Annotated in this window: 6 protein-coding genes; 3 read left to right on the top strand and 3 right to left on the bottom strand. The window is 45.5% G+C overall.

Annotated features, from left to right (window positions below):
• Window positions 1-20: 20 nt before the first annotated feature.
• From C7475_RS32000 to C7475_RS31990, 3 genes are all read right to left on the bottom strand, one after another.
• Window positions 21-6,995 carry a type I polyketide synthase gene (locus C7475_RS32000; protein WP_110057517.1) on the bottom strand — a complete coding sequence of 2,325 codons (6,975 nt, stop codon included), beginning with the start codon at window positions 6,993-6,995 and terminating at the stop codon, window positions 21-23.
• A 607-nt stretch (window positions 6,996-7,602) separates the two neighbouring features.
• A complete protein-coding gene (locus C7475_RS31995; RefSeq protein WP_110057516.1) occupies window positions 7,603-8,433 on the bottom strand; it encodes a DUF6515 family protein in 831 nt (276 codons plus the stop codon).
• A 149-nt stretch (window positions 8,434-8,582) separates the two neighbouring features.
• Complete coding sequence (locus C7475_RS31990; RefSeq protein ID WP_110057515.1) at window positions 8,583-9,239, bottom strand: GIY-YIG nuclease family protein; 657 nt, start codon at window positions 9,237-9,239, stop codon at window positions 8,583-8,585.
• A gap of 221 nt (window positions 9,240-9,460) precedes the next feature.
• On the opposite strand from C7475_RS31990, the gene C7475_RS31985 reads away from it, so the two are divergent.
• The 3 genes from C7475_RS31985 (at window position 9,461) to C7475_RS31975 (ending at window position 12,834) form a co-directional block, all read left to right on the top strand.
• Window positions 9,461-9,994, top strand: coding sequence for a hypothetical protein (locus C7475_RS31985; RefSeq protein ID WP_110057514.1), 534 nt, complete (start codon window positions 9,461-9,463; stop codon window positions 9,992-9,994).
• Window positions 9,995-10,043: 49 nt separating this feature from the next.
• Window positions 10,044-10,571: a hypothetical protein gene (locus tag C7475_RS31980; RefSeq protein ID WP_110057513.1), complete on the top strand. Its 528-nt coding sequence runs from the start codon at window positions 10,044-10,046 to the stop codon at window positions 10,569-10,571.
• A 559-nt stretch (window positions 10,572-11,130) separates the two neighbouring features.
• Window positions 11,131-12,834 (top strand): McrB family protein, encoded by a 1,704-nt coding sequence (locus tag C7475_RS31975; RefSeq protein WP_110057512.1) that lies wholly within the window; start codon window positions 11,131-11,133, stop codon window positions 12,832-12,834.

The following is a 12,834-nucleotide window of genomic DNA, read 5'->3' as shown; positions in this document are numbered from 1 at the left end:
GTCATGACTTTAATTGATGATTATTCCGCCATGATCAGCACCTGGCTTTCATTACCATATTTCAGTTCGTTCACAAAGGTTTCCATACCTGTCTGTAATGGTATCAGGGCTATTCCCCGGCGCTCGTATTCCTTTTCCAGCGTGGGCGATACCATACCGGTGCCTTTCCATGGGCCCCAGTTAATGGTCGTTACTTTTCCTTTGATCACATGTTTCAGTTCCCAGGCATAACGGTCCAGTACACTGTTGGCGGCAGCATAATCGGTTTGTCCGCGGTTGCCATATACAGAAGCCACACTTGAGAAGAGTACGACAAACTGTGTATCTGCCCGCAGCTTTTCAGCCAGTATTCTGAGGGGAGTTACCTTAGTGGAGAACACTCTTTCGAATGAGTCAGATGTTTTCTGGCGGAACAGCTTATCCTCCAGTAATCCGGCGCCATGTACTACACCGTCTATCTTCCCGTATTGTTCATAAAGTTGGTTGATGAGCGCTTCCAGTTCACTTTCATTTCTGAGGTCCAGTGCCTTGTAGATAACTGTCGATCCGTTGTTCTCCAGCGATCGGATAGTTTGCAGGATCTGGTTCGCCTTGTGGATATCTGCAGAGTGTTTCTCAATAGCTGCCGGTGAAGTAAGTTTCCCTTCTTCTATCAGTCGCTTTCGGATGTCGTCTTTCGTCTTAAAGCCGGTATAGTCTGTACCTTTTTGTTCCCGTGGATCAGGAGATCTGCCTACCAGCACATAATTGCAAGGATACTCTTTCGAGAACCGTACCATCAGTTCCGCTGTGATGCCTTGTGCGCCACCAAGTACCAGTACAACGGCATCTTTATTCAGACTGATGTTTGCAGTCTGTCCTGCGGGCAGTTGTGTAGGGACCAGGTCAAAGATGTGTCGAATGCCATCATGATAAATGACTTCCGCAGGTGTGTCCGGATGTAATAACTCACCGAGCAGGATAGCAGGTATCTTCTCTGGCGATACATGACCGGTCAGGCTGATACTTCTGCATTTTGCATGCTCCCACTCTTTGTCCAGGCTTTTCAGGAAACCAGGATAACCCTGTAGTTCCCGCAGTTGACGTGGATCGCCGCCTGTTGATCCTGAGAGGGCATATACCCATTTCACGTTATCAGGATGCAGTTTTTTGATAGTGGCGAAAGTGGAGAGAATGTCCGGCCGGTCAGGAGCTGATAACATGTCCAGGATAATCAGTCCATGATAATGTTCCAGTATGTCCTTGTCCGTAACAATATCCACTTCCGCTCCCTGAAGCTCCAGCAGCTTTTTAACAGCCAGTGGCAGATGGCTGCCGTCATCAGTAATGGCGAAGCTTTTACCGGCGAGGCTAACTTTCTCTTTTTCATTGAAGCTGCCGGGCACTAAATTGAACCGTATCCTGGATAGGGAAGCCGGTGCGGCTGTAGACACAGACACAGGTGCCTCAGAAGGTTGAGGAGCAGGTACGGTTGTGGGAAGATTTCCGGTAATCCAGTTGACCAGGCCATTCAACGTTTTGATACCGGCCAGCGCTTCCGTTTTCTCCTCCGATTGCGCTAATCCTCCTATTTTGATCCGCAGTTCTCCCAATATTTCCATCCTTTTGATGGAATCAATGCTCAGATCCGCTTCCAGATCGAGGTCCATACCCAGCATCTCCTGCGGATAGCCTGTTTTTTCACTGACAGTCAGCAGTATGGTACTTCTGATGTCATTTTCCGTCCAGCTTTGACTGGCGGTGTTATTGGTCGGTTTTTCAATGGCATGTTGTAAGGAGATGCCGCCGGCTTCCGGTTGAGCATCATCCACATTGTTGGCGATCCATTCAAGCAGCCCATTCAAGGTCTTAATACCAGCCAGTTGTTCTACTGCACCTTCATCACTCTTGCCGCCTGCATTAAATCCGCCCATCTGTGTTCTCAACTCTCCAATGATCTCCATCCGTTTGATGGAATCAATACTCAGGTCAGCTTCCATATCCAGCTCCATACCCAACATCTCATGGGGGTAACCTGTCTTGGCGCTGACCACTTCGATCAGGATCTTTTTTACGTCCTGTTTCCCTCTGGCCGGTTGTGTATTGATGGATATCTTCAGTTGTGCCGGTTCCTGCTCGTGTTTAATGGCAGCAGGTTTGGCTGCCGGTGCATCGGGTATTTCCAGGCGTGTAATATTGCCAGGGTTTTGTCCCAGGTAGCCTAATATAACATCCCGCTGCGCCTGTACCAGGTATTTCACACTGTTCAGGTATTCCTGCACCATATGCTCTGCATTCCCGTTTACATGGATAGCAGGTTGTGATACAACTGTTGTTTTCAGCTTTACAGGTGTCAATACCGGTAACGCACCATGTGCAGGTAACTTGCCTGTAGCAGGCATCGCCAGCTGACCGTTCACATGCCAGATAGTAGCGCTCTTTTTATATTGTTCAGGTGTATCGAGTTGAATAGTTGATGTCGTGCGGCCTTCGAATAGTTTATCCAGTTGTACATCTCTGCCACTGGCAATATATTTCGCAATGGTATTAAGCAGGTGTGTGATGGCATTAGCTTCACTGTCTTCGGAGTGCATAACCAGTCCGTCTTTTCCGATGATGGAACGCGTCAGACCTGTTAATACTTTGCCCGGACCAACCTCAATAAATATCCGTGCACCGTTTGCATACATCTTTTCTACTTCTTCACAAAACAGCACAGGGCTTACCAGGTGTTCGGACATTCTTTCTTTAATACCTGCTGCTGTATCAGGATACAACGCTGCTGTAGTATTTGACCATACTGGTATAGCAGGTTTAGCGAATGGAGTATTACCAATTGCTTCTTTATACAGAGCGGCTGACTTTGCGATCAGCGGACTATGGAATGCGCAGGCCACTTCCATTTGTTTGAAGGAGATCTTTTGTTCCTTCAGCTGCAACATGAGTTGTTCCATGTCTTTCGTTGCTCCAGCCAGTACCCATTGCTGCGGGGAATTATGGTTTACTGCATAAACGCCGCTTCCTTCTTCTGTGAAAGGTGCCAGGGCTTCTTTTGTGATATTCACTGCTACCATCACACCTTTATCTCCTTCCACTGCATCCATGATCGCTTTAGCTCTTTTCTCGCTGAGTTGTACAAGTTGCTCTTCTTCGAATACACCAGCAAAACAAAGGGCAGGTAATTCTCCGTAGCTATGTCCTGCTACCATGTCCGGCCAAATACCGAGTTCTTTCAGAAAAGAGGCTATCGCATGGTCTACAATGCCCAGCAGGGGCTGCGTGATACGGGTGTCTTTGATCTTTTCTTTTTGCTGTTGCAGTGTGCTTTCGCTGAAAGCGGCAGAAGGGAACAGTATTTTTTCGTACTGCGGGTATGCCTTTAATTGTTTACGCATCTGCGGAAAAGCTACGAACAGCTCTCTTGCCATATTGATACGCTGACTACCCTGACCGGGGAACATAAAGGCTACTTTACCGTGTACCGTGTTGGTAACATGGATCTCTTTTGATGTAGCGCCAGATAGTGCAAGGTCTGTTTTCAACACCAGGTCTTCACGGCTGGATGCCACTATGGAGAGGCGCACCGGTGCATTGTTATAATGATAGAGGCTATATGCAATATTCCTTAACGGCAGTTGGTCATTATATTCAAGAAGGTTACGTACTGCCTGTAAAAGTCGTTTTACATCTGCATCCGTTTCTCCACGGAATACAAACAACTCGGCAGGCCAGGAGCTAAGAGCAACCGCTTGCTCTTTGCCAACGGGGTCATTTTGGATGACTGTATGAAAGTTGGTACCACCGAAACCAAAGGCGCTGATACCGGCCAGTCTTTGCTCATCCAGCCATATACCTGCCTGCGTGTTAAACAGGAAAGGACTGGTTGCTTCATTATAGAAAGCGTTCGGTGCTTTAATATGCAGCGTTGGCGGCTTCACACCATGATATACTGAAAGGGTAGCTTTGATCAGTCCTGCGAGGCCTGCCGCACATTTCGTATGCCCGATCTGTGTTTTCACGGAACCCAGGTGTGTTTGTCCCGCAATAGCGCCTGACTGTATCAACATATCCGACAGTGCGCTCAGTTCTGTTTTATCGCCTACCACAGTACCCGTACCATGCGCTTCTACAAGACCCAATGCAGCAGGCGATACGCCGCTTTGTTCATAGGCTCTTTCCAGGGCTTTGATCTGTCCTGCCTTGCGGGGAGCGGTCAGCCCCAGGCTCTTACCGTCACTGGAGCCGCCTACCCCTTTAATCACCGCATAAACATGGTCTCCGTCCTGCTTTGCATCAGCATATCTTTTTAATACCAGCATGGCTACACCTTCGCCCAATGCAATGCCATCGGCAGCCGAATCGAAGGTCATACAGCGTCCTTTGCGGGACAGTGCATGTGTGCTGGCAAACATGAGATAGTCATTAATGCCATTATGCAGATCGGCTGCACCAGCCAATACCATATCAGATTTACCTAGTATCAGTTCCTGGCAGGCAAGGTCCACCGCCGCCAGTGATGAAGCGCAGGCTGCATCTACTGTATAGTTTCTGCCGCCCAGGTTCAGGCGGTTAGTGATACGCCCTGATATTACATTCGCCAGTACGCCAGGGAACGAATCTTCCGTGAGTTTAGGCAATACTTCATTCAGTTCTTCCGGCATCTCTCCCAGATACTGACGGTAGAGGGAACGGAAGCCGTAATTATTAGCAAGATCATTGCCACCTTCAGCACCAATGATCACAGAGATATCTTCAGTATTGTGACTGCCGTCGCCATAACCGGCATTATCCAATGCCTGTTTAGCTACCAGCAGTGCAAGTAATTGTGTGGGATCAATAGCAGCGAGCGACTGTGGTGGTATGCCGAATGCTACAGGATCGAAATCTATCTTCGGAATAAATCCTCCCCATTTGGAGGGAGATTTATTACCATCAGGAGAGTTCCCATCATAGTACAGCTCTTTATTCCAGCGTTCATCCGGTACTTCTGTCACACAATCTTTTCCCGCCAGTATATTACTCCAGAACTCTTCTATATTACGTGCACCGGGATAGATACAGGCCATACCGATGATCGCAATATCCAGCGCTTTTTCAGGATGAGTAACAGGAGTTGGTAAAGCCGCTGCCTGTATATAATTAAAATTATTTTCAGCAACTTCTTTGTGAAGAGAAGTCATGCTCACTACTTCATGCCGCAGTGCAGCTACCTGGCCGATCATATACATGCCCTCCTGCAACTGCTGTGGCGTATCGATTTGTACCAGTCCATTCTCTTTGCGGTCAACGCCTTTAGCCGCTATTCGTAACCTGCCTACATTCAATGCTTCCAGCGTGCTCCAGATCTCTTTTTTATCCAGTTGCGCTGCATGAAGTTTATCTTTTTCTTCACGGAAGAAATTAGTGAAGGGCGATTGGAGACAACGTGTTTCATGGCCAGGAGCTGTTTCCAGCAATACTGTGCCGGTATGCGATATAGCCTGGTCCTGGAATTGCTGCAAGATAGCGCCCGTTTCTACCGCTTCCCTGGTATAGATATAAGCAGTGCCCATGAGCACACCTATCTTGGCGCCTTTGGTAGCCAGTGGCGCCGCCATCACAGCAATGAAGGCTGTTGACAATGCATCGTGTATACCACCTGCAAAGAAGATGTTCAGCTGTGAAGCTTGCTCCTCTTGTAGTAAGCGCTCTATTTGTTTTTCCCACAACACCAGGCTGGATAACGGTCCTACGTGACCACCGCATTCCCTGCCTTCAAACACAAATCTTCTGGCGCCTTCTTTTATGAACATATCCAGCAGAGAAGCTGAAGGCACATGCAAAAAAGATTTGATGCCCATATCTTCCAGCGCCTTTGCCTGAGAGGGACGGCCGCCAGCTATTAATACCAGCGGAGGCCTGGCTTCCTTAATGATTTCAATCTGTTCGTCGCGCAGCTCCTGTGGCGCAAAGCCCAGGATACCGACACCCCATGTATTATCTTTGGCGAGTGCCTTTGTTTGTTGTACAAGGTCCTGTGCCGCGTTTCCTTTCAATAAGGAAAGCGCTACAAATGGCAGTGCACCTGCATCGGCGACGGCAGCTGCAAACGCCGGTACATCGCTTACGCGCGTCATGGGCCCCTGTGCAATAGGATAAGTGATGTTGAGTTCTTTTGCCAGGGCATTACCCGGACTGATCACGTTCACTGTCTTCGCCTGTAACAGGTGACCACGGATGGCCTCATGAATGCCATTGATCATCCTGCCCAGTTTTTTATAGCGTTTCACGAGGTCAATAGAAATGGCGATGTCCTGCCCCATAGGTAGCAGGCCTTTCTCCAGATCGATCATCCCCAGAAATGGTTTTACATCTTCACGTGTGGCATTGTCAGGTAATGCAGGTGAGTTGGGGCGCACCAATATGCGGTATCCGTCTATCACGCGCGCTTCATTACCATTCAGCTTTTCGCATACGTTCTTAATAGCTGCGGGAGCTTTGCATTCGGGGAAGAGTATCAGCTGACTGTCCAGCACTACACCGCTTGCGCCGATGGCCATCAGTGCTGCAGTAGTGTGAATGCCTGCACCGCCCTGTACCCATATCTTAGTATGAGGAAGGGCCTTTACTATGTGTTGAAAAAGAATGAAGGATGATTCATCGCTCACTTTACCTGCGCCTTCATTTCCTTTTATAATGATGCCATCGGCTTTATCCTGCACGGCTTGTTGTGCTTCAAATAACGTGTGTACCTGGTATAGGATACGTGTATGGTTGCGTGCACTGATCTTAATGTGATAGGGCGCTATGATCAGCGTTACCAACGCAGGTAAAGGGATGTCGGTCATTTCTTTCTCCGCGTAACAAACGCCAAAAGGATAACCATGTTGTGAAAGGTCTTCAAGGGCTTTAATAGCAGTGTCTCTGTTGCGTCCGAGATGTAATACAGGGAACGCGTTCTCTTTGGCTAATGCGAGGGCCAGTGGCACGTCAGGGTGCTCCATCGGGGTGATCCCGATAATAGTAGATGTTTCCATTTTGGACGTTTAGTAGGTAACAGGCATGACTAGTCCTGACCATGATTTACGAATCATCGTTTAGTGCTATACCGCTGGTATTAATTTTAAATTATCCGGCTGTAGTTCCCGGTCATGCCCTGAGGGACGTCATAGACAAGGCATGCCCATCCTGTTTCTCGTAATAGGATTTTTTCATAGCGCAGAATTATATAGGCTAAACGGCCCGAATTTATCACATGAGCAACACGTTGGTGTTGTTGTAATCACTGTTCAATGTTACGGATAAAATCAAATGTTTTTTTCTGACGGACATTTAACAGAAACGGCGTATAGTGTTTGTGGCTTTCCCTTACGGGCGTTGACATTACTTCGGGTTATAGGACTCATAGAACAAATATGGTTGTTATGGTTATTTTGAGAATTCAGCTTCACAATGCTAGCGCTAGTCTTAACGGTCAGTTAAAACTAATAAAATAAATTTTATAAAAAAATGGACAACTTCAAATATGCGTGCGTTAACGTGAACTTAATATTTGAGTAGTTTGTTTACATGCATAAAAAAAACAAGTGGAACATGATAGCATTAGCTACTATATTCCACTTGTTCATTTACTTAGCGGAGTATTTAATTGTCGGCAGAAGTCTTTCCGACTATTTTATAACCCCGTGAATTATCGGCATTGGTTACTTCCTGATAATACATACCATCCGGAGAAACATACAGTTGCTGCCCGTTGATTTCTACACTGCGGCTGCCGTCAGGTAATGTCGCCATCACATCTTCGATAGGAGCTGCTGAATCCTGATCTTGCTGATTGTCATCGCCGGTACCGGTATTCAGCTCGCCGTTCTTACCTACTACAACATATTTTGTCTTGTTGTCCTGTTGTACTTCCTGGTAGAAGGTACCATTCTTTTCATAATAAGTGTTGCCGTCTATAGTGACTTTCTTTGCATCACTTGGCAGGTCAGGCACAACTACACCCATAGGCGGATCAACTACTTCATACTGTTCAGTCTGTGTTTGAGTATTAGCGTATGGACGGTAGAAGAAACCATCGTAGTAATAGTAAGGGCCCCAACCGGTATTGAACGTCAGGAATCCGTAAGGAAGGAATCCTACACGGAAACCAATCGGCGGACCGTAGTAACGGTAAGGACGATAATAATATCCTCTGCCATGATAGAACCCTCCGTGATAATATCCGCCTCCGCGATAGTAACGTACCGGGGCACGGTAATGATAACGGCTACCGTATCCTACACCCACTCCAACTCCGATCCTGGTCGACACGCGTGGAGATGAAACGATCCTGCTACCTGCTGAGATATGTCCACCTCCGAAATGTCCTCGTCCTCCGCCTCCGAAGCGGCCCCGCTGTGCATATGCGCTGCTCACTGTGCTCACACCGGCCAGGACGATGAGTGAGAACAGTAAATATATTCTGCTTTTCATTTGTTGATAGATTTAAAGAGAGAATCGCCTCCCCCTGTTATTAGTAGTTAGATCGCTGCTAAGTGGCAAGGTTTAACGTTTCTGGTATTTTAACAATTCCTATACCAAATAATTAGCAATTGGAAATCAAATAGTTGGAGCGGGGCGGTTTAGTAAAGCTGGTTGCGGAGGATCCTTTTGATCATTTGAACGGTTGTCCGGCTGATCTGTCCCTTATATCTTTCGAGAATAGCGTTTTCACTCAGTCCTTCGCCGAGGTCGTTCACCACGCGCAGCCATTTACTGAGGAATTCAGAATTGGGGGTACGGTATTTCAATAAACGCCTTACAGTTTCAATAACGGCTTTAGCCACCTGGCCTTCGTTCAGCTCGAAGATCTCGTCGGTACTGAGACCCAGTTCTATATCCTGCGCTACGCGGGAATAGTCCTGCAGGTACTTTTCGTTGGCTTCCATGACCTGGAGCAAGGGATTGTCACTATAGCGGATCACGGCATATTTTCTGGCCTGTTTATGCAGTTCCGTGAGGGCGTAGTTGCGGGCTATGTTATCGCAGATGACCAGGTCGTCTTTAGTGAGCTCAAACCATTCACCTTTGACCCTTTTATGCTGGAATACGATATGGAGACATTCTTCCAGTTCGGTCATATTTGCGGAAGCGTATTGCCTGATCACCCTGAACATAACGGGCAAGTGGGTATGATAACCGGCCAAACGCTTCTGAAGGTCCTGCGTTTTGCCGATCTTATAAAGGTTTTTCCCAGTGTTTATAATGTAAACGCACTTACCGATCTGTACTTGCTCCATCGGGTAAAATAGTTCATGGGTGTTGTAATGACAATCGTCCTTCCTTTCCGCTACTCAGGTTACCATTGCAAGTTGCCGAATTTTTCTGAGAATCGGTAATCGTTGCGTTATGTGTAGTCAGGGAGGGCAGGGCTATTTTGATATGGCAGATTGTGTTTTTTGTAAAGTATTTACAAAAACGTAATTTTTTTGGTATCTTTATTAAAGTAAATCTATTGTGAATGTTAAATGGGGGTTTAGATGTAAAATTAATGGATGTGGCGGCTGGGAGATTTATTGATGCGGTTATTGAGCCTTTGATGGTTAAAGATCTTACAGTGATTCGAAAAAGTAAAGACCGATTTGATAAGTTTGATTGGAACAAGTACAAAGCCAAAGAAGTTTACAAGTTAAAATTGAAAGAGAATGAGTTAATAGTAGGATTAATGTGTCTTTTTGAACATGAAGATCCTACTATTGATGCGGTTGAGATTGAACTGTTAGAGGTGTCGGCAGAAAATATAGGAAAAAGAAAGTCGTTTGATTACATCGGTGGATGTTTAATCGCTTTTGCCTGCAGGGAGTCATTTAAAAGAGGGCATCAAGGGTGTGTTTTTCTGATCCCTAAAACATCGTTAATTGATCACTATATCAGCAAATATGGATTCAAGTATGAGCCAATAAAGGCTCCTGGCCGGCCGGATGGGTTCATGGTTCATTATGATACAGGGGCACGGAGAATAATTAGAGAGTTTCTTGATAGAAAGCCGGCTTAGTTAATTAGAGTTGTTAATAACATAGATTTTTGAAAGGAAAACCGTCGATATGAAATCGTATAAGGAAATTGAAAAGAAGCATGCACCGGAGGAAATTGCAGAAGGACTTGTTTTCCCTGTCTCTGCAGGTAGAGATGAACGGAAAGAGTTGATCTCTGCATTCAAAGGGATTAGAAAAAAGCATGCGGAGAAGCAATCAGAAGAAAACAAACTAATCGCAAAATTACTTCAGCTGAAGTTTTTAATTGAGGATTATTTGAAAGGAAATAACTTTAATAAAGAGTTTTACTTCGGATATTTTTTAAAGGAGTATATTACGAGAATAGAAAAGAAGAATAAGCAATTTGCAAACGAAATTAACGTTGATCCAACTGAGTTGAGTCAAATTATTAATAAGCATAGAAAACCCACGGAAAAGATTATTTATAGATTGGAATTACACTCTAACAGGAATTTTCCCGCTGTTATGTGGTTTAAGATCCTGGAAAAGGAAAGGGAGTATGAATTGATCCATAATAGCGCCATTGTAGAGAGTGAGAAAAAATATGTAAATGAACACCTGCATTTTTCCTTTTAAAGTTCAAAAGGGACGATTCCCGTTAAGAAAATAATTATGTACAAAAAGGCCTTTCAAGCGAAAACTTGAGAGGCCTTTTTAATTTGCAGAGATAAACCGGATATTTCCTCTTTTAATCATAGACAAGTTTTTATTGAAAAGACTGTATTAAGATCCTGTGCCCCTGAATACCGGTGTTTTTCCTCTGAATTGCGAATGCTTCACATCTTGAGAAATCAAACCAGCACGGCTAAAAACGCTCAATCCCACTCTGGATTTACCCGGGTTTCTATATCTCCATATCGCTATACCGTCATTTCACCGTCACTTTACCGTCATCTGTATATCCTTTCGATATAGAGATGACGGTAAAATGATATGGAAATGACGGTATAGTGATATGGACGGGTAGAGTAAAGACAGTACTGAAGCGGGTTTATGTCGGTTCTGAAGTAGTGTGTCAAAACGGTCGTTTTTATTTACACGATCAATATGATAATACAAATATTATAATGATATTGTATTGATAGTTAGTTGTTTATGTTATTTTTTGATCTGATATTTAGGTGAAATTACGTTCATGAAACGTGCAAGGGTATATGACGTCAGGAATGGGGACACTGACTACCGCAATATGTTATCCCGCAATAAGGATGCTATTTTCTGGGATGAGGCTATACTGAAGAACGCACAGGAGGGAGATGTGGTGTTCTTTGTGAACAGGGAGGAAAAGGAAGTTTTGTATACAGTAGCCACTGACGTTGTGTGCACAGGTGTGCGTAGCCAGCATACCTGGCTGAAGGAGTTTACATATGGGGATGGACTGTATGCCTCCCGGGAAGGCGATGAGTTCAGGAAATATGCCGTATTGCAGTGGGAAGCGATCCCACGGGGATGGAAATGGACAAAACCTTTACGGCACAACGGGATCGCTGATGTCTGGATACCGGGGGAGGCAGACAATGCCTACAGGTTGGCCAGGATGAACGACCTGGGACAGTTATTCGACCAGGGGCCTGCACGGGACATGCTCGAACAATGTAACCCGCATTTAAAGGGCATAAATCTGACTGTTAATCAAACAAAAATAGAAATGGCATTAGTAACCCAACCCAAAACAATGAGTGGCTCAAAGCGGCTAAAAAGGGCCAAAGATGAATTTCCATCGTATGGCATCACGTTCGATCACCCTTACCGGCAGCTATTGATGTCCGTCAGAACCAAGCCTTTTGTATTGTTAAGCGGCGTAAGCGGGACAGGTAAATCCTGGCTGGTGCGAAAGCTTGCTTATATAACCTGCACGGATAGTGCACTTCGAAACGAAGATTATCCTGGTAATATTCAAATAATCAGGGTAAGGCCGGATTGGCACGAACCGGATGATCTTTTGGGATATGCTATGATACGTGCAGATATGTCCCGGTATCATTGTACGGACCTGCTCCGGTTTATTGTCAAGGCAAGCCAATACCCGCATGTCCCTTTTTTTGTTTGCCTGGACGAAATGAACCTGGCAAGGATCGAGCATTATTTCTCCGACTTCCTGAGCATACTCGAAACCGGCAGGCGTAAAGATGGCGAGATAGTCTATGATGCTTTTATCAGTAAAGAGAGTGTTGCAATATATAGCAGGGAGGACCCTGAATTTTGGGCGAAACTTGGTATAGAAGGTAATCCTAAAATGCAGGCGTATTTTCTGAGCAGAGGGATTATGTTACCGGCCAATCTAACCGTAATTGGCACGATCAATATGGATGAAACGACCCATATCCTGAGTAAACGTGTTTTGGACAGGACCATTGTGATCGAAATGCAGGGAATGGATATTGAACACGGCCTGACATCGCCGGTAGAAACATGGGAATACCCCGATACTTATGAAGCAGCTGCAGTATTGATGGAAGGGAAATTAAGCGGGAGGGAAGCCTATAACAATAGTCCTAAAGTGGGTACGCAGATCATGAATGAACTGAAGAAGCTAAACGGGATACTGATAGATTCTCCCTTTGCTATTTCCTATCGCGTCAGGGAAGATATACTGTTATATTGTGCCTATAATGAAGCGTTAGCCGCTTATGGCACTATGCCGGCAAACTGGCTGAATATATGCCTCGATGAAATAATCTGTATGAAGATACTGACAAGAATATCAGGAGATGATACAGAATGTGGGGATATTATTGAAAAGCTATTAGCAGCTACCCGCCAGTATCCAAACTGCCAGCGGAAATTATCACGCATACAGCTCCAATTAAGAAAAACCGGCCTCACTTCATTCTGGTGA

It is taken from the genome of Chitinophaga sp. S165, from assembly GCF_003182155.1.
Classification (GTDB): domain Bacteria; phylum Bacteroidota; class Bacteroidia; order Chitinophagales; family Chitinophagaceae; genus Chitinophaga.
Note: the sequence above shows the minus strand (reverse complement) of the source record. Positions and strands in the feature narration are given on the sequence as shown.

What these genes read in the sequence shown, in the direction of transcription:
- C7475_RS32000 (WP_110057517.1), bottom strand. Translation starts at nt 6,995, where the DNA reads ATGGAAACATCTACTATTATCGGGATCACCCCGATGGAGCACCCTGAC.
- C7475_RS31995 (WP_110057516.1), bottom strand. Translation starts at nt 8,433, where the DNA reads ATGAAAAGCAGAATATATTTACTGTTCTCACTCATCGTCCTGGCCGGT.
- C7475_RS31990 (WP_110057515.1), bottom strand. Translation starts at nt 9,239, where the DNA reads ATGGAGCAAGTACAGATCGGTAAGTGCGTTTACATTATAAACACTGGG.
- C7475_RS31985 (WP_110057514.1), top strand. Translation starts at nt 9,461, where the DNA reads ATGTTAAATGGGGGTTTAGATGTAAAATTAATGGATGTGGCGGCTGGG.
- C7475_RS31980 (WP_110057513.1), top strand. Translation starts at nt 10,044, where the DNA reads ATGAAATCGTATAAGGAAATTGAAAAGAAGCATGCACCGGAGGAAATT.
- C7475_RS31975 (WP_110057512.1), top strand. Translation starts at nt 11,131, where the DNA reads ATGAAACGTGCAAGGGTATATGACGTCAGGAATGGGGACACTGACTAC.